At 56.8% G+C, this 18,496-nt stretch carries 15 protein-coding genes; 5 read left to right on the top strand and 10 right to left on the bottom strand.

The annotated features are described in order from the left end of the window. Positions 1 to 7 precede the first annotated feature (7 nt). On the top strand, positions 8 to 1,177 hold the full coding sequence (locus K1V27_RS09270; RefSeq protein ID WP_258929598.1) for a DNA polymerase IV: 1,170 nt from the start codon (positions 8 to 10) through the stop codon (positions 1,175 to 1,177). A gap of 279 nt (positions 1,178 to 1,456) precedes the next feature. Here the strand turns inward: K1V27_RS09270 and K1V27_RS09275 are convergent, their stop codons facing one another. The 4 genes from K1V27_RS09275 to K1V27_RS09290 all read right to left on the bottom strand — a co-directional run bounded on the left by K1V27_RS09275 (position 1,457) and on the right by K1V27_RS09290 (position 5,468). Then, on the bottom strand, positions 1,457 to 1,885 hold the full coding sequence (locus tag K1V27_RS09275; RefSeq protein WP_258929604.1) for a carboxypeptidase-like regulatory domain-containing protein: 429 nt from the start codon (positions 1,883 to 1,885) through the stop codon (positions 1,457 to 1,459). Positions 1,886 to 2,091: 206 nt separating this feature from the next. Next, positions 2,092 to 2,883 carry an ABC transporter permease gene (locus K1V27_RS09280; RefSeq protein WP_258929605.1) on the bottom strand — a complete coding sequence of 264 codons (792 nt, stop codon included), beginning with the start codon at positions 2,881 to 2,883 and terminating at the stop codon, positions 2,092 to 2,094. Beyond that, entirely contained in the window at positions 2,880 to 3,812 is a 933-nt protein-coding gene (locus K1V27_RS09285; RefSeq protein WP_435051663.1) for an ABC transporter ATP-binding protein, read from the bottom strand. Before K1V27_RS09285 ends, K1V27_RS09280 begins: the two co-directional genes overlap by 4 nt. Before the next feature lie 153 nt (positions 3,813 to 3,965). Further along, a complete protein-coding gene (locus K1V27_RS09290; RefSeq protein WP_258929610.1) occupies positions 3,966 to 5,468 on the bottom strand; it encodes a serine hydrolase in 1,503 nt (500 codons plus the stop codon). 366 nt (positions 5,469 to 5,834) lie between these two features. On the opposite strand from K1V27_RS09290, the gene K1V27_RS09295 reads away from it, so the two are divergent. Both K1V27_RS09295 and ilvA read left to right on the top strand, forming a co-directional pair. Then, on the top strand, positions 5,835 to 6,842 hold the full coding sequence (locus tag K1V27_RS09295) for a M28 family peptidase (protein WP_309574004.1): 1,008 nt from the start codon (positions 5,835 to 5,837) through the stop codon (positions 6,840 to 6,842). A 13-nt stretch (positions 6,843 to 6,855) separates the two neighbouring features. Next, positions 6,856 to 8,118, top strand: coding sequence for a threonine ammonia-lyase (gene ilvA, locus K1V27_RS09300; RefSeq protein WP_258929611.1), 1,263 nt, complete (start codon positions 6,856 to 6,858; stop codon positions 8,116 to 8,118). On the opposite strand, the gene K1V27_RS09305 is transcribed toward ilvA, so the two are convergent. The 4 genes from K1V27_RS09305 to K1V27_RS09320 form a co-directional block, all read right to left on the bottom strand. After that, the gene (locus K1V27_RS09305; RefSeq protein ID WP_258929612.1) at positions 8,102 to 8,953 is read right to left on the bottom strand and encodes a 2-oxoacid:ferredoxin oxidoreductase subunit beta; all 852 of its coding nucleotides are present in this window, start codon (positions 8,951 to 8,953) and stop codon (positions 8,102 to 8,104) included. The two genes, ilvA and K1V27_RS09305, sit on opposite strands and share 17 nt — an antisense overlap. 24 nt (positions 8,954 to 8,977) lie before the next feature. Next, positions 8,978 to 10,681 carry a 2-oxoacid:acceptor oxidoreductase subunit alpha gene (locus tag K1V27_RS09310; protein ID WP_258929613.1) on the bottom strand — a complete coding sequence of 568 codons (1,704 nt, stop codon included), beginning with the start codon at positions 10,679 to 10,681 and terminating at the stop codon, positions 8,978 to 8,980. A gap of 200 nt (positions 10,682 to 10,881) precedes the next feature. Beyond that, positions 10,882 to 11,310, bottom strand: coding sequence for a nucleotide triphosphate diphosphatase NUDT15 (locus K1V27_RS09315; RefSeq protein ID WP_258929614.1), 429 nt, complete (start codon positions 11,308 to 11,310; stop codon positions 10,882 to 10,884). Positions 11,311 to 11,441: 131 nt separating this feature from the next. After that, on the bottom strand, positions 11,442 to 12,701 hold the full coding sequence (locus tag K1V27_RS09320) for a DEAD/DEAH box helicase (protein ID WP_258929615.1): 1,260 nt from the start codon (positions 12,699 to 12,701) through the stop codon (positions 11,442 to 11,444). 625 nt (positions 12,702 to 13,326) lie between these two features. Between K1V27_RS09320 and K1V27_RS09325 the strand changes: the two genes are divergently transcribed. Continuing rightward, positions 13,327 to 13,926 (top strand): hypothetical protein, encoded by a 600-nt coding sequence (locus K1V27_RS09325; RefSeq protein WP_258929616.1) that lies wholly within the window; start codon positions 13,327 to 13,329, stop codon positions 13,924 to 13,926. Between the two features lie 45 nt (positions 13,927 to 13,971). Here K1V27_RS09325 and K1V27_RS09330 read toward each other — a convergent pair whose 3' ends face one another. Then, complete coding sequence (locus K1V27_RS09330) at positions 13,972 to 15,273, bottom strand: adenylosuccinate synthase (RefSeq protein ID WP_258929619.1); 1,302 nt, start codon at positions 15,271 to 15,273, stop codon at positions 13,972 to 13,974. A gap of 328 nt (positions 15,274 to 15,601) precedes the next feature. After that, a complete protein-coding gene (gene htpX / locus K1V27_RS09335) occupies positions 15,602 to 16,459 on the bottom strand; it encodes a zinc metalloprotease HtpX (RefSeq protein WP_258929623.1) in 858 nt (285 codons plus the stop codon). 283 nt (positions 16,460 to 16,742) lie between these two features. Here htpX and K1V27_RS09340 point away from each other — a divergent pair, with 283 nt between their 5' ends. Further along, complete coding sequence (locus tag K1V27_RS09340; RefSeq protein WP_258929628.1) at positions 16,743 to 18,488, top strand: proline--tRNA ligase; 1,746 nt, start codon at positions 16,743 to 16,745, stop codon at positions 18,486 to 18,488. The last annotated feature ends 8 nt before the right edge of the window (positions 18,489 to 18,496 follow it).

Raw genomic sequence — 18,496 nt, forward strand, 5'->3', positions numbered from 1 at the left:
GTCATCCATGCCGGGGATCCCGATGATTCGCCGCATCATGCATGTCGACATGGACGCTTTTTATGCCTCCGTCGAACAGGTCGATCACCCCGAAATGCAAGGTCAACCGGTCATCGTCGGTGGTTCAACGCGCGGCGTGGTATCAGCCGCATCCTATGAAGCGAGGAAGTTCGGCATTCATTCCGCCATGCCCATTTTCCAGGCACGGCGCCTGTGCCCCCACGGCATATTCGTGCCCGTCAACATGCGCAGATATCGGCAGGTCTCGTGCCAGGTGATGCGGATCATCGAGGGCATTTCGCCTCTGGTGGAACAGATCTCCATCGACGAAGCTTATGTGGACATCACTGGAACGGAGTCCCTGCACGGTTCATCCCGCGAGCTGGCCGCGCGATTAAAAGAAAGGATTCGAGCGGCAACCGGCCTGACCTGCTCCATCGGAATCGCTCCCAACAAATTTCTGGCGAAGATTGCATCGGACCTGAGGAAGCCCGATGGTTTGTTCATCCTGGATGAAACCGGGGTGCAGCGCTTTCTGCAGCACCTGCCCGTAGATCAGATTCCCGGCATCGGCAGAAGAACTTCTGAGATCCTCAAAGGCCTTGGGGTGGCCACGGCCTCGGATGTCCTGAGGTTTCCTCTGTCCTTCTGGGTCAGGCGGCTGGGCAAATACGGCGCCAGATTGCATGAAAAGGCACAGGGCTTGGATTTCTCGCCGGTGATTCCAGACTCGGCTCCCAAGTCCTGCAGTGCGGAGGACACCTTTCCCAAGGATATCTCGGACCCGGCGGAGTTGCGCAAACGGCTGCTGCTCCAGGCGGAAAGTGTGGGACGGGAACTGCGGCGTGACGGTTTCTTCGGCAGGACCGTCACCCTCAAGGTGAAGTTTGCCGACTTTAGCGTCATTACCCGGAGCCGCACGTTGCACGAGCCCACCCACTGCACGCGGACCATATTCGAGGTGGCCGTGCAATTGTTGGATGAAGTGCAGGTCAGCAGAAAAGTTCGCCTGACGGGCGTTGCCGTATCAAATCTATGCAGCGGCGTGCAGCAGATGAAGCTCTTTAAGGAGTCCGCCGTCGCCAAGCAGGAACGACTGGATCGGGCCATGGACGTTATCGAGAGCCGGTTCGGGAGAGAAGCCGTCAAGCGGGGTATTCTATGGGATTTGGACTGAGCCGCATGGCATCGATGCGGGTGCGAAGATCATACACAGCACGGCTCCTGTGGTGTGGACATGCGGCATGCACACCCCAGACCGGCGCATGGGTTAAAATCCGGAGCTTCCGCCGGGCGGGTGTGCTTTCTGCCGATGTTGTGCTGCACCTGTTGGGGTGATGCTGAAAATTAAAAAGAGAGCCAGGAAGGAGGGGGAAAACCTGGCTCTCTTGCTTTTCGGAAAGTTTTGCCTTTCCGTCTTCTATTATAACTCCGTTGTCAAGGGGGCTGTTTGTCTCTACCTGCCCGGCCAGACGAAATTCAACTGGGTTCGGCCTCCGGCAGTGACTCGTGCCCCTTTGCTGATGGTTTTGCCCAGGGTCGTCGCCGCTACCGTGTAGGTGCCCGGCGGCAAGTTTGCATACAGCCACGGCCCGTCGGAAACCGCTTCGAGGACTTTGCCGCCGGTGCTTGAGGTGACCATCACTGCGACATTGGAAAGATAATTTCCCTGCTGTACGGCAAACACCAATTTTATATTATAGTCGCGCCCGAGTGCTTCCATCTCTTCCCTCTCACCCAAGCCGATTCCGCCGGTCAGGTAGGGGACCCCGTCATAGTTTTTGATCTCCAGCGACTGTCCGAAACCACTGGATGTCATGGCCGGCAATCCGAGTGAGAGCAGGAACCCAAAAACCGCCGATAGCGCCATTGCTTTTCGCTTCATAGCAACCTCCCGCTGTTAAAGAACCATACCCATTTGCATCTGAGCCTCATGCCGGATTGGGCGAATTGAGAGGAACCTGAACAACTGTAGTGTTTAAAATGATTTTGGTTTTCCAAAAAACATGGGCTTCCAACGCACATAAAATAGGCACATTCCAGCGCAAAGCAAGCTGTGTGACTGCCGCTCGATCGAGCGACCAGGACGCTTTACTGGATGAGACGCCGATGCATGGAAATCAGTGCCAGAGGATAAAAAATCAGGCAGAAGACCAACAGATAGGCCGCCTCCAGCAACAGGTCGACACCGACAAGCCCCAGGCACAGATGCCGCGTGAGGCGCACCAGATGGGTGAGCGGCAGTGCCAGCGCCAAATGCTGAGCCCAGTCGGGCAAATTTTCAACGGGAAAGAAAGTGCCGCTGAACAGAAACATGGGTGTGATGAACAGAAAGATAGGCAGGTTGAAGACATCGATAGACGGCACGATGCCGGTGAAGAGCATGCCGACGGAGCCAAAGGCAACGCCGCCCAGGAACGCCAGCGGTATGATCAGCAGCCCGTCGGGATAGTGAATCAAGCCGAAGCCGCTCAGAACGGCCAGCATGATCACCGTTGCAAAGAGCGACTTGGTGGCTCCCCAGATGATTTCGGCGGTGATCACCTCACCGAGGGAGAGGGGGGTTGCCATCATGGCATCGAAAGTCTTCTGGTAGTACATGCGCACAAACGAAGCGTAGGTGGTCTCGAAGAAGGCGTTGTACATGATGTTGATGGCCAGAATGGCGGGGGTGATGAAGGTCAAATAGGAAATGTCGACACCCGCATAATGAATGGTGCCGATCATCGTGCTCAATCCCATGCCGAAGGCCAGCAGGTAAAACAACGGTTCAAACAGCGGCGGTAGAAAGTTGACCTTCCAGATCCTCCGGTAAACAATCAAATTTCTCTGCCACACCCTCAAAAAACGCCATGAAATGTCAAACGAGGATGAGAGTTTCATTCGCGCAGCTGCCTCCCGGTCAGTCTCAGAAATACGTCTTCCAGAGTGGAGCCTCTCAAACTGCAATTTTCTTTGCAAAACCGCTCGCGTATGATGTCAAACAGTTGATCGTTCTCGTCTCCGTAAATGAGAATGCGGCGGCCGAGGTCGTCATGGGTGAGATCTCGCGAGCGAATGAATTCGCGCAGTTCATCCGTTGGTTGGGCAATCTCTACCACGTTGCGGCCGGCATGCTCGATGATCAGCTCGGCAGGTTTGCCCTCCACCAGAATTTCGCCGTGATCCATGATGATCAGGCGGTCACACAGGCGCGCCGCTTCTTCCATGTAGTGCGTCGTGAGCAAAATGGAGAGCCCCTCGGAGCGAAGATTTTCCAGTTTTTCCCAGACCTGATGCCGCGATTGCGGGTCAAGCCCCGTGGTCGGCTCGTCTAAAATGACCAGCTCCGGATCGTTGATGAGCGCCCGCGCCAGCACCAGGCGGCGCATCATCCCCCCGGAGAGTTCGCTCACCTGGGCATCCCTGCGGTGATCCAGAGCGATGAATTCAAGGAGTTTTCGAGCTTTTTCTCTGGTTGCCCCGGCGGGAATGTTGAAGTATCGCCCGAAAACCTCCAGGTTTTGCTGCACGGTCAGATCCGGGTCCAGGCTGTTTTCCTGCTGGCAGACTCCGAGGCGCCCCTTGATTTCCCGCCAATGGGTGCGAATATCCAGGCCGAAAACGCTGAGGCGCCCGCTGCTCATGGGACTGAACCCATAGGTCATGCGGATGGTGGAGGTCTTGCCGGCCCCATTGGGCCCCAGCAAACCGAGACACTCGCCCGCAATGAGCTTGAAGGAGATCTCGTTGACGGCCGTGAAGCCGTTGAACACCTTGGTCACACTCTGGGCTTGGATTACGTATTGCAAGGGGACTGAACACCTTTCCATCGGTTTCTGAGTTTCATGGGGCAGGCCGCGCGACCCGTATGCGCTCTGCCATGACGGTCAGGATAGCATAAATGCGCGGTTAAGACCGAGTCGAGTTTTGCTTGAGCAGGCAAATCCTTTGAGCGAGAAAAGATTGGTGCGGTCCGCAAACGGTCAATCCACTCTCCTGAATGTACCCAGGGGATCGTTGATGAAGCCGGTGACATTGCCTTGAGCATCGATGAGAAACGTCACTTCATCGGGGGCCGAGATGAAAATGGGCCATTTCAGATAAAAGGTATCATAGTTCACGTGGGTGAGCGTTCCAGAGTATCCTCCCGGACCCGCTTCGACCCTGAGATCGTTCCCATCCCGGAGCACGGTGAATCTTCCGTAAAGCTTGTTCTCATAGGTCCCTGTGTAGGCTGCCGGCTCTTTGCTCGCCGGTTTGGGGTTAACCGGCCGGACAATGTTGGAGAGGTCCAGCATGGACTCGAGCTTTTCGAACCGCCGGCGGATTTCCGCCTGCATGTCATACCCGGCGTCTCCCAGGTACTGTTCCAGGACGTACGCGCGAACGGCTTCGGGAAATACCGTGAGGTTCATGTTGGCGAGAACGGCAATGCCCAGCTTGATGTGCGGCACCAGAACCACAATGGAGCGCATGCCGTCAAGGGCGCCCCCCTTTTCCAGGATCTTGTGACCCTTCCAGTAATAGATGCCCCAGGCGAGCCCATAATCGAATCCCGTTTCCTGCGAGATGGGGGGAAGCTCAGCGAAGCCCGGCTGGTCGACCATGGCGGGGGTGAACATCTGCTCCACGGAATCCTTTGTGAGGACCTCTTTCCCATTGTATTGGCCGTCGTCCAGCAGCATGATCATGTAGTGGGACAGGTCGGATGCCGTGGAAGTCATTGCCCCGGCTGCAGCGAGGACTTCCTGCCGGTTGTTGGGTATGGCCTTGAGTGCTCCGGCGACGAGCGCATGGGGTGCAGCGACGTTGGATTGTTCATCCAGGGTCTTGGTGAAGCCCGTTCGTGTCATGTCCAGGGGTGTGAGCAGGTTGTCCGCCACCACCCGTTCCCAATCGCTGCCTGCTGCCCGTGCCGCCACCTCACCGGCCAGAAAATAGCCGACATTCGAGTAGTTTGCCTCCTCTCTGAAGCTGCATGCGGGCTCTATGTAGCGGGCGCGCCGGATGACCTCTTCCCGCGTGTATCCCAAATGATCGAACAAGTCACCGGTGAAGGCGGGCAGTCCGGTTCGGTGCGCCAGGAGGTCGCGCGCACTGGTATAGCGGGTAGGGTAGGGCTCACTCAGTGCAAAGTCGGGTAGAATGTTGATCACTTCTTCATCGAATTCCAGCTTGCCTCTGTCCACCATGGAAGCGACGGATGCCGCGGTGAATGTCTTGGTGACGGATGCCAGTTGAAAGAGGGTGTGCTCATCCACCTTCTCCCGGGTGCCGGTTCGTCGCACGCCATGGCCTTTGAGGTAGGCCACTCTGCCGTCCTTGACAAGAACAATCGAGGCCCCCGGAACGTTATAGTCGCGCATCGCCTGTACCACGAACGCGTCCAGTTCATCCAGCTTGATTTCGCCGCAATGAAGCGGGTGAGTGCCCAACGCCAGAATCACACCAAGGGCCATCATGCAAGCGGTCATGTTCCCAACCATGCTCTCTCCTCTCATCGAATGACGGTGCGCAGCCATGGACCGAAGGCGCCGAATCATTTCGTGGAACAGTCTGTCCATAAGACTCCCCATTGAAGATGTCAATTGGATGCCTGCAACGTCCTACTTTAATGGCACGGTGCTTCCGTGGTTGACAGCGCACGTCCCATTCTGCTACGCCACAGGTCGATAGGCGGTGAGCTGTGCCTAAACTTCGGGGTTTCCGGATGTGGGGGTTGGGCCCGGCTTCCCCGCCCCGGGCTATGATATCCTGCTCCTTTGGAGCGGGCTTTGAGAGAGAGATGACGAGAATGGAGCCAGACCCCACGTTATGATCACTGGATCGTTGCAGAACAGGTTGGCCGTGCCGTGAATCACATTGTCCTTGCATTTGTCATACTGTTTATGCTCCTCTTCGCGCTGCTGACCGCCTGCATCACCTGTGTCATATGGATGCCCGGGCGCTCCGGCGCGGAGTTCACAAGGTCTCCGACGGCCGCAGAAAGGGAAATTGAAAAAAATCTTCAACTCCATGTGGAGAAGCTGGCGGGGGAAATCGGCGAGCGCAGCGTGTGGTGCTATGACGAATTGGAGGCTTGCGCGGCATACCTCAGGCAAATACTGGAAGAGCTGGGTTATGTGGTTAAGGAACAGCCCTATCGCGTCCTGGACAAGCGTGTGCATAACCTGGAAGTGGAAATTGCAGGCGGCTCTAAACGCGATGAGATCGTACTGGTCGGTGCCCACTACGATTCAGCCATTGATTCACCGGGCGCCAATGACAATGCTTCCGGAGTAGCGGCACTGCTGGAGTTGGCGCGACTCTTGGCCGGACGGCAGGGCGGCAGAACAGTGCGTCTGGTGTTTTTCACCAACGAAGAAGCTCCCTTCTTTCAAACGGCGGAGATGGGCAGCCTGATTTATGCTCGAAGATCGCGCCGGCTGAAGGAAAAGATTGTCGCCATGCTGTGTTTGGAGACCATCGGTTATTTTTCAAACGAACCGAACAGTCAGCAATATCCTTTCCCCTTCAGCCTGTTCTACCCGCATGCCGGAAACTTCCTGGCCTTTGTGGGGAACCTTGCATCACGCCGCCTGGTGCATCAAGCCATTTCCAGCTTTCGCCGGTACTCTGCTTTTCCCTCGGAAGGTGCCGCGGCACCCGAATGGATCACCGGCATCAGCTGGTCGGATCACTGGTCGTTCTGGCAGCAGAATTATGCGGCCGTCATGCTCACCGACACGGCTCCTTTTCGCTATCCTTACTATCACAGTGCACTGGACACCCCGGACAAGGTTGACTACAGTGCTCTGGCCCGCATAGTGGATGGCCTTCATGGTGTCGTTTCGGATCTGGCCGGTGACCAATTCCCATGAGAAGGGACCTATCATGCCCACACTATCCCTGGCGCACATCGAACATGCGCAACAAGTGCTGAACGGCAGGATCATACGCACGCCCCTCATCTACTCGCCCACTTTCAGCAGGATGACCGGTGCGCAGGTTTTTCTCAAGTTGGAAAATCTGCAGAAGACCGGATCTTTCAAATCACGGGGTGCGACCTACAAGATCATTTCGCGCCTGCCGGAGATAGGATCGCGCGGAGTGGTGGCCGCCTCCGCGGGAAACCATGCTCAGGGTGTGGCTCTTGCCGCCAGGCAGGCGAGTCTTCCGGCAACCATCGTGATGCCCGAATGGGCGTCCATAACCAAGCAGGAAGCCACCCGGGGGTATGGCGGACAGGTCATACTGAGAGGAGAAAGCATCAACGAAAGCATCGGCTATGCCCTGGAACTGGCCAAGGAGGGCGGGACCTTTATCCATCCCTATGACGATTTGGATATCATCACCGGGCAGGGTACCATAGGCCTTGAAATCCTGCAGGAGCTGCCGGACGCGGATGCCATTCTGGTTCCGGTGGGGGGAGGAGGATTGATATCAGGCATTGCAACGGCGGCCAAAGCCATCCGTCCGCAAATCAAAGTTTTCGGCGTTCAGGCGGCTGCCTGTCCATCCGCGTACCGGGCCTTTAAGCTGGGCAGGACCTTGCTTGTGGACGCGGCAAAATCCATTGCCGACGGCATTGCCGTAAAGCGGATCGGTGAGCTGAACTTTCCCGTCATCCAGGAGAAAGTGGACGGCATCCTGCTGGTCGAAGAGGATCAAATCGCGGCCGCCATGCTCCTCTTGCTGGAGCGCAAAAAGGTGCTGGCCGAAGGGGCGGGAGTGGTGCCCCTGGCGGCCATGCTCAACGACTCAGCGGCGCTCCCCGGGAACGGCAAAATAGTGCTTGTGATCAGCGGCGGCAATGTCGACAGTCCTCTGGTGGGGCGGATCATCCGCCAGGGTTTGTTTCGAGACGGCCGACTGATGCGATTCGCGGTGCTGCTCGACGACGTGCCCGGCTCACTGGCGCGCATACTGACCCTGATCGCCGAACAAAAGGCCAATGTCTTGCACATCGACCACACGCGCATCGGGCGATCCATGCCCATCAATGTGAGCCGGGTCGAGTTGGAGATCGAAACCCGCGGTCCCGGGCACATACGCGACATTTCGGAAAAACTCGAGGCCGCCGGCTATCGCATTTTTGACGATGCCTTCGACTTGATGGCATCCGGCTGCAATCAATCGATCAGAGATAACGACTGAAAATGTCCTGCAGGGCTTTCTTGTCTACCCCTTGTTTGGCCAGCGGTCCTTTTTTCAACACAGGAAAGTTTTCTTCATAAGGAGGCTGCTCATTTTTGTAGATGAGACCAATGGGAATTGTATCTCCCCACTTGACGGCCGTCTTCATGGCGGCCTCCCAATCGGTGGGGGAGTAATCGTCGGGCAACTTTTCGCAGCGCTCCTTGTACCAGGTGAAGGTGTTGAGTTTATTGAAGGAAACGCATGGGTGCAGGATGTCCACCAGGGAGAAGCCCTGGTGGGCGATCGCCTGCGTCACCATGGCCGTCACATGTTCCTCGTAACCGGAAAAAGAGCGGGCGACAAAACCGGCGCGCATAGCCACCGCCACCGCCAGCGGGCTGAAGGGCTGCGCCAGCACGCCGCCCGGCTGGGCTTTGGTGACGAAGCCCTTTTGTGATGTGGGGCTGGCCTGTCCCTTGGTGAGTCCGTAAACCTGGTTGTTGTGCACCAGCATGGTGAGGTTGATGTTGCGGCGGATGGCTGCCAAAAAATGATTGCCCCCTTCGCCGTAATTACACCCATCACCACTTTCGACAATCACCGTCAATGCGGGGTTGGACAGCTTGGCGCCGGTGGCTAACGGCAATGCGCGACCATGCAACCCGTTGAATACGTTGGCATTGAGGTAGTGCGGGGTTTTGGCGGCCTGTCCAATGCCGGACACGAACAGCAGTTGATGCGGCGAGAGGCCGCTTGCAACCAGCGCCTTTTTCACCGCCTGCAAAATTGCAAAATTACCACAACCCGGACACCATGCCGTCTCGTATTGGCCAAAATCCTGAAGGGTGCTCATGAAGTTCCTTTGCTGTAGATGCGGTTAGATTTTCAGCGCCGCGAGAATGGTTTGGGGCGTGATGGGCAAGCCGTCATAGCGAAGAATCTGCCGCCGAATCTGCAATCCCGTTGCGCGCTCAAGGAGCCTTGCGAATTGGCCGGTGGCATTGGATTCTACGGCAACCACCTGCCTGGCACGGTTCAGGTACTCGACAAAATGCTGCGCCACCAACGGCCAGACCTGAGCAAAATGCAGGACTCCCACCTTCCTTCCGGCGGACTCCAATGCGCCGGCGGCTTCCACCACCGATCCCTGGGTACTTCCCCAGCAGACCAGCAACAGCTCAGGATCTTCGGCGCCCAGATAGGATGGCGGGATCACCTCGTTTTTCAGTCGGGCATACTTCTTCATGCGCTTGTCAACCATGCGAACCCGGACTTCGAGATCTTCTGTGAGGTGACCGTCCTCGTCATGTTCATCGCTGTCGGCTATCACCAGGTGACGGCTGAATCCGGGCAGCAGCCTGGGGGAGACCCCGTCTTCCGTGAGGGCATAGCGTCGATAGGGAGACTGCGCCGGACTTGGATCGGTTCCCGTCTGAACCGAACAGAGCTCATCAACGTTAAACGGGACCACAGCGCGAAAGGAATCGGCGAGGAACTGATCGGTCAGAAGGAACACGGGTCCCTGGGAGCTTTCCGCCAGCTCAAAGGCTTTGCCGGCAAGATGAAAACACTCTTCAACGCTGCCCGGTGCCAGAATGGCGCGTGGAAAGTCACCGTGGCCGGCATACAGGACCAGTTCCAGGTCCCCTTGTTCTGTGCGGGTGGGAAGCCCGGTAGCGGGCCCGGGGCGCTGACCCAGCATGACAACCACCGGCGTCTCGGTCATCCCTGCCAGGCTGATCCCCTCGGTCATCAATGCGAAACCGCCCCCGGAAGTGGTCACCAGGCTGGGAGCTCCGGCGAACGCTGCACCGATAGCCATGTTGATGGCGGCAATTTCATCTTCCGCCTGTTCCACGACGACCCCCATCGCTGCTGCGTACTGATTGATGGTGACGGCAATGGACGTTGCCGGAGTCATGGGGTAGAAGGAACAGAACTTGACGCCGGCGGACAAGGCGCCGAGGGCAAGGGCCTCGTTGCCGTTGAGAATGAGTCGAGGCGATTGTCTTTTGGTTTCGGGAAGCTTGAGAAAGTCCAGAGCCTCCGGACGGGCTTGCGCGAGCTTATCGGAAGTCCACTGGTAAGCCGTATCCAATGCCTTCCGATTCTCCGCCATGACCTCAGCGCCTTTTTTCCCGAATTTGCGCTCCAACACCTGCGCCGGCACGGTCTTGTCCAGGCCGAGCAGAAAGGTCGCCACACCAAGGGCCGCAACGTTTTCATGGCGCCTGGAAGTGAGCTCGCCGTAGGGAACCCCGAGGCAGGGAATAGCGTCAATTTTTATCGAAGAATCGGTCACCACCAGACCGTTTTTGGACAATTCCTCTCGATGGAGTCGAACCGTTTCTTCATTCATGACGATCAGCAGGTCGATCGTTTCCTGGGGAGCCGCAAGCCCGGCGTTGCTTGTGCGAATGGTGAAGGTGTTGTGGCCGCCGCGCACTCGAGACTGGTAGCTCTGGGTCACCACGATCTCGTAGCCGCACTCGACAAGGGTTTTGGCCAGGAGCTCGCCGATGGTGACCAGTCCCTGGCCGGCTTCTCCCCCGATTACAATATTCAATGTTTTTGTAGTCATTGGACCTGCCTGTTGTCAGTTGGGGATGAATTCATGCGTTGCTCCGCTGTCCTCAACATCACACCGTCAGCGGCGGGAGCGCGTCAAACTTCTTTCCTTTCCGGCTCTCGGTCTGCAGGCGGGGCCGATGGGCTGTGCCTGGATGATGGAATAAAAGAGGAACGCAACGCTGAAAAAAGTAAGTCACTGATGCCGGTTGGTCAAGCACGACCATCGGAGAATAAACGCGGTAACGTGATGTTGCGCTCAAACAGGTTAAGGATGGGCAGAAACAGGGGGGAGGGGAGATCCTCGGGGCTAAACCAGCCCCACTCGTCGCACTTGTCGGGTTCTTTGACTTGCACTATGCCCGCATCATAATCGGCAACTACAAAAAGCGTGACGTAGTGTTTCTGTTCCTGTTCGAATATGTCGTTGGTGAAGGTGGTGAGCCTCGGATTCTTGATGGTTATGCCGGTTTCTTCAAAGATCTCGCGAGAGGCGCACGCTTCGATGGATTCGTTGAATTCCAAGTGGCCGCCGGGAAACTGCCAACAGCCCGCACCGTGTGAGTTCTTGCGCTTTCCCAAAAGGAATTGACGGTCTTTACAGACGACGACGGCAACCCCAACCAAGGGTCTCTGTTCCACTGGCCCAACCTCCCAGATTTGTCAACGCGCCTTTCCTTATCCTGTGAGGCCATCCAGTTTTGCCCGAAAATAAACGGAGCCAGGCGCTGTGTCGGCACGACAGGCGGCAATGAAGTGATGCTGGATAGTCGTCAGCGGCGCGAACCGGCCACTTTCTTACCGGGTCTGGCCGGCCGTTTGCGGGAATTCGTGAAGCGCCGCCGGCTCTTAGTCGGCCGAACCTTTTGCGGCGCGGGTAAAGGTTTCAGCAGCTCCTCCGGTGGGTAAATGCAGTGCAACTTCTGCCCCATGAATTCTTCGATGACCGGAATTTGGAACGAATCGCCTTCGTCGGCGAAACTCACCGAGGTGCCCAGGGCTCCAGCTCTTCCGGTGCGGCCGATGCGGTGCACATAGGCCTCCGGGTCCAGGGGAAGATCATAGTTGACGACGTGGCTGATGTCATCGACGTGCAGGCCGCGAGCCGCCACGTCAGTGGCAACCAGGACACGGATCTTGCCTGACCGGAAGTCTTCCAGCGCCTTGATCCGTTGATTCTGCTTCACTTCCCCTGACAGCAGCGCGCAGCGAATGTCATAGCGGGTGAGACGCTCCAGCAGGTTTCGCGTGACATCGCGGCGGTTGCCGAAGATCAGCAGGCGCTCCAGGTTGTTGTGGAAGATCAAGTTCACCAGGAGCGTGAACTTCTCCTCGAAAGTCGTTAAATAGACGATTTGGTCGACCGTTTCCACCGCCACCTGCTCCGGCTCAATCTCCACGACAAAGGGGTTGGTCGTCCATTGGGAAGCAAGACGCATGACTTCAGGGGTCAGCGTAGCACTGAACAGCATGGTCACACGCCGGCTCTTCTGCGGAGTTTTACGAATGATGCGGCGCACATCCGGTATAAAGCCCATGTCGAGCATTCGATCGGCTTCATCGATAACCAGGGTTTCCACTTTGTCCAAATGGATTTGGCCTTGTTGTACAAAGTCCAGCAGCCGTCCCGGGGTCGCAACCAAGATATCCACATGGTCCCTGATCAGTTGCTGCCGCTGCTTCTGGTAATCTATGCCGCCAAATACCGCGACGATCTTACAAGAAGCATATTTGGCCAATCCGCGCGCGTCTTTTTCGATCTGGAGAGCCAATTCTCTTGTGGGTGCCAGGATCAGAGCACGCGGAGTGCCGGATGGGCGCTTCCCGGCAATGGGGTTGCGCAGCATCTGGGTAAGAATGTTGATCAAAAATACTGCGCTCTTTCCCGTACCGGTCTGCGCTTTGCCCGCAGCGTCGACGCCGGTGAGCAATTTGGGCAATATGGCCGCCTGGATGGGAGTGCAGTATTGGAAGCCCAAATCGGAAATGGCGTGCATGATTTCCAGCGGAAGATCCAGATCGTGGAAACGCATTTTGCCTTCTACGGGTGGTACAACAAAGCTTGAGATGTTCCACGGCTTCACAGGTTCGCGCGAGCTCCCGCGATTGCTCCGACGGCGACCGGATGAGGCGTTACTCGTGGGTCGTGCAGGTGCTATGATGGCGTTGTTCTGTTCTTGCACAGCCGGATCGGCTTCCGGGGTGGGGTGTTCGCAGCGGTGTTTGGACTTGCGGAATTTACGGTAAGCGTTCTGAATGAAAGATAGTATCAAGGTCTTTTATGAGTCTCCTCAAAATGTGAAGTTGCGAGTTACAAGGAACCACCGGAGCGGTCAGGCCGTCTATGGATAAGCCCGCGCTCTGCTCCCTGCCCGACGCTAATCATCACCTTCTTGGCGCCTGTTGTCAAGGTTTTCAAGTCATCTGCCAGGGGCCGGCGTAGAAAACCGTACCCCCACTCGGAGCATTGCGTCAGGCATTTGAATGCTATATAGAACAAATCCATGGGAGGCAAATTCCATTGATTGTGGAAAGTATTGTGCAGTTTTTCAGCCGGTGATTTTGCATGCCATGGGGGTTGGGCTGCATGCTGCGGCTGCTGGAGGCTGTGGTTGCCGGTATCGCAATAGACATTTCAGCAATGGAGTTGGATCCAAAATGGCTAAACCGTCGCGCGAGCGAGTTCGAAAGTGGAGAGAAAAGAAAGCCAAGAAGGGAGGGCGCAGTCTGTCAACCTGGTTGGAGCCGGAAACGGTGCGCATGATGGATTATCTGCTGAACCATTATGGTGAAACCGCCGCTCCATTGATTGCCAGAGCCATCGCAAGTCTGTACGAAGCGACCTGTCCGGGCCGGGATGCAGGGGCGTCTCAAGCCGGGCCGAAATCCGAGCTTTGCGGCGGTGAGCCGGAGCTTTCGGCTGGGGAAAAGCGAGCTGCTTTTGCGGAGCCGGTGCCGCTGGGTGAAGCGGCCGAAACAGTGGCAGAAACGGCCGCAGAAGAGACGGGCGAGGCGCCGGAGGCGCCGCAACTTGACCCTCTGCTTGGAGAGATCAAAGCCAAGCTGGCAGAGGGGGCACCCGTCAGGAATATTCAGAGGACCCTGCTGGTCCAATGGATCAAATCGATGCAGGCGAACAACGTCTCCTTCCAGGTCATGGCCGAGCTGCTCAACGCGGCCGGAATTCCTACTCTGTCCGGCAAAGGGGAGTGGGAACAGGGGATGATACCAACGATCCTGCTGTTGAGCTCGTTCTGATCACCTCACAATGGCCCGGCAGCAGCCGGAACCCTCCGCCGCTTTTCACCGGGCGGTCTCGAAGGGGTGGCGCAGGATGATGGTCTCATCCCTTCCCGGGCCGACCGAGACCACGAACAGTGGTATTCCGGCCAATTCTTCAATGGCCTTGAGGTAGTTCTTGGTATTCTCGGGAAAATCAGAAAACCTGCGAACGCCACGGAGATCCTGATGCCACCCGGGAAATTCCTCATAAATGGGTTCGCACGCCTCCAATGCGGTCAATTCCGGTGGAACCGTATCCAGTTTGACAGGCCCGCACTTATAGCCGACCGCGATCTTGAGAACCGGCAGACCGGTCAAAACATCCAGTTTGGTGATTCCCAGACCTGCCAGACTGTTGAGCCGCGCGGAATTCCTTACCACCACCATATCCAGCCAGCCACAGCGGCGCGGTCTGCCGGTGGTCGAGCCGAATTCGCCTCCCGTCTGCTGGATTTTTTGCCCGGTCTCATCCAGCAGCTCGGATGGAAAAGGCCCTCCCCCCACTCGGGTGGTGTAGGCTTTGACGACCCCCAGCACCTCGCTGATGCGCGACGGCCCTATGCCCGCACCGCAACAGGCGTTGCCCGCCACTGTATTGGAAGAGGTGACGAACGGGTAAGTGCCATGGTCAATGTCCAGATGGGTTCCCTGGGCCCCCTCGAACAGCAGGTTCCGGCCCGCATCATCGGCTGCCTGAAGTCGCTCGGAAACATTTCCCGAAAAGGGCTCAATGCGTTTCCCGTAAGCCAGGTATTCCTCCAGGATGGCCTCGCTATCCAACGGATCATGACCGAAGAAATGTTGCAGCAGGAAGTTCTTCTCTTCCAGGTTCTTTTGCAGTTTGTCCGCCAGAACCTCAGGGTCAAACAGGTCGTGCACCCGAATTCCGTTGCGGGCCACTTTGTCTTCATAGCACGGGCCGATACCGCGGCCGGTTGTGCCAATTTTGGAGCGGCCCTTCCTGGTTTCGCGGGCGGCGTCCAGGGCGCGATGATAAGGCATGATCAGGTGAGCATAGCGGCTGATCAAGAGATTTTCCGGGTTTACTGCCACACCATGGCCTGCGAGCCCATCGATCTCCTGGATGAGCACGGCGGGGTCGATCACGACCCCGTTGCCTATGGCGCATACTTTACCGGGATGGAGGATGCCGGACGGGATCAAGTGCAGAATGAATTTTCTCTCACCGACCACGAGGGTGTGGCCGGCGTTGTTGCCCCCCTGAAAACGTATCACATAGTCGGCTTTTTCCGTCAGCAGATCGACGATTTTCCCTTTTCCCTCGTCACCCCATTGGGTGCCGATGATAACGACGTTGGCCATGATCTTCTCTTTCTTCAGATGTTGAAGCGTGTCTTGTGGATGCGGTTAAACCAGCCGGAGCAACGGCCGTATCCTCCCGAAATCTTTCAGTGCACCCCGGCACTTCCGGCAAACCCGTCAACTGTAGAGAAGCGAGCCTGGTCGCAAGGATTGCACTGTCCCCATCGTCTGGGCTGACCTCCGGGCGGTCAAGTCCTGTGAAAAAGCGCACATGGTACCTGTAATGAAAAACCGTGTCGCTGTCAAAGGAAATTGGATCCACCAAGGCGGGCGGCCGCCTTTGCCTGCCAGCCGACCTCGAGGCAAAGGCGGCATGCGCATGCGAGCATCAGTACTGACGCATGGATCTCAGGCGCCTGATGCGCTCTTCGATGGGCGGGTGAGTGCTGAAAAGATTAGCCAGGCTCTTGCCGGAAAGCGGATTTACGATGAACATGTGGGCGGTTTCCGGCCGCGCATCATGCATGGGCAAGCGCTGGGAAGCTCTGGCCAGTTTCTCCAGGGCGCTCGCCAGGGATTCGGGATGGTGCGAAATCCTGGCGCCGGTTTCATCGGCCAGATACTCGCGCGATCTGGAAATGGCCATCTGGATCAACATGGCCGCGATGGGAGCGAGAATGGCGGTCACCAGCAGACCGATGATGCCGCCGCCGCCCTCCTCGTCATCGCCGCCTCTGAAACCTCCAAAGATAGCCGTCCAGCGGGCCATGTTGGCGAGAATCATCACCACGCCGGCCAACGTTGCAGCGATGGAGCTTATCAGAATGTCGCGATTTTTCACGTGGGCCAGCTCGTGGGCGAGAACACCGCGGATTTCATCCGGGGTCAGCAGGCGCCACAATCCTTCGGTCACCGCCACCACGGCATGCTGCGGATTACGCCCTGTGGCAAAAGCGTTGGGCGTGTCCTGCGGTATCAGGTAGACTCTCGGCATCGGGATGTCGGCCTGGGCGGCCAAGTCCCTGACTATCCGGTAAATCTCGGGAGCCCTTTGTTCATCGAGTGGTTGCGCCCGATACATGGCGAGCACAATCTTATCTGAAAACCAATAGCTTCCGACGTTCATGACCACGGCCAGCACAAAGGCAATGACCATGCCTTGCGACCCCCCGAACAGGCGCCCGATAAAAATGATCAGGGCGGTGAGTACGGCCAAAAGCAGAGTCGTACGAAATTTGTTTTCCATCGTTCAATGGCCTCCTGGTTTGATTTATGAAATCATGCGAAGCGTTTGCCGCAGCAATCAAATGTTCAATGGCGTGATTTCAAAGTGAATTTAAGAAAACCTTGAGAGGCTGTCAAGCTGGATCGACGGCCGGGCGGTACAATCAGCGAGGGGGTTCTTTATGGTTGTGGATAAAAAAACAGCCATGCTAGTATTCACCGCACAGAGAAGCGGGGGGAGAGGTTGCGGACCTGGCTGCCGCTTGCGAGTCGTCATTGAGTTGAGATTTTGAGGAGAAGAATCGATGCGTTATTCCAGGTATTTCATACACACACTATTCGAAGTTCCCAAAGAAGCCGAAATCCCGTCTCACATCCTCCTGCTGAGAGGATCCTATATCCATCCGGTGGCTGCTGGAATTTACTCGCTTCTGCCGTTGGGGCACCGGGTAGCAGAGAAGGTCAAAAACATCATGCGCGACGAGCTCAATGCCATCGGCGGCATGGAGGTTACCTTGCCGGTGCTCAATCCTGCAGAGCTCTGGAAGAAGACCAGGCGGTACTTCGATATCGGGCCGGAGCTTTTTCGCATCAAAGATCGCAAGGAGCGCGAATTTGTGCTGGCCATGACCCACGAAGAGGTCATTACGGATATCGCCAAGCAGTTCTTGACCTCCTACCGTGACATGCCGGTCATGCTCTACCAGATCCACACCAAGATTCGCGATGAAGCTCGCCCCCGAGCCGGATTATTGCGAGTGCGCGAATTTTTCATGAAAGACGGCTATAGCTTCCATACCCACTTTGATGATCTGGACGCGTACTATCCGAAGATATTCAACGCGTATTTGCGTATTTTTGCCCGCTGCGGGCTGAAGGCTGTCCCCATCGAAGCCGATTCGGGGATCATGGGAGGAACCGGCTCGCACGAATTCATGCTCGATTCGCCTCACGGCGAAGACCGCTTTGTCGTCTGTACCCAGTGCCGCTATCGCGCCAACACCGAAAAGGCGGCAGGCCTCAAGCCAATGGTTGAGGACGTTCCGGACAACCCGCCGGCGATGGAGGTGGTGGATACGCCAAACATCAGGACCATCACTGCTCTCATGGAATTTTTCGGCATAAGCGACGAGCATTTTCTCAAAACCGTCGCCTATGAAGCCGACGGCGAGCTGGTTCTGGCGGTCATCCGCGGGGATTTTGCGGTGTCCGGCACCAAGCTGACCAACCACCTGAAGGCAGTGCACCTGGATTTGGCTCCCGAAGGCCTGCTCCTGGAAAAAGGGTTGCATCCCGGGTTTCTGTCTCCTGTGGGCTTGAAAAATATCCGTATCGTCATGGACAACTCGGTAAGCGCTGGAGCTCAGTTCGTGGCCGGGGCCAATCAGCTCGATAAGCACCTGAAAAATGTTCTCTATGGACGCGACTTCACCGTGCGGGAAATCACCGATATTGCCGAGGTGCGGGAAGGCGACGGCTGTGCCCAGTGCCGCCGGGGACAGCTGGAAATACGCCGCGGCATCGAGCTCGGGCACACGTTCAAATTGGGGACCAAGTACACCGCCGCCGACACCATGGATGTCACTTTTTTAAACGCGCAGGGGGAGCAAAATAGAGTGATCATGGGCTGTTACGGAATCGGTGTGGAACGTCTGATGGCGTCGGCTGCGGAACAGTGGCATGACGATTGCGGGATTGTCTGGCCTATCAGCCTTGCACCCTTCCAGGTGATCGTGACGGCCATTGGAAATAAGCTGGAGGTTTTGGACAATTCTGAGAAAATCTACTCACGATTGAATGCAACCTATGAAGTTCTCTATGACGATCGCAATGATTCGCCCGGAGTGAAGCTGAAGGATGCGGATTTGCTGGGTATTCCGGTACGTGTGGTCATCAGCCAGAAATTGCTGAAGAATGACCAGCTCGAGATCAAGAACCGAAAAACCGGTGAAATCACCATCTGTTCCAAAGATCGATTGGATGAGACAATCGCCGGAATAATCGAAGAGCTGCAGCCCACCTGTGAGGGGCTTCCCTATCTGGCCGAATAACATGTAAC

This window comes from Desulfoferrobacter suflitae, assembly GCF_022603395.1.
In the GTDB taxonomy this organism is placed as follows: Bacteria; Desulfobacterota; Syntrophobacteria; order Syntrophobacterales; family Syntrophobacteraceae; genus Desulfoferrobacter; species Desulfoferrobacter suflitae.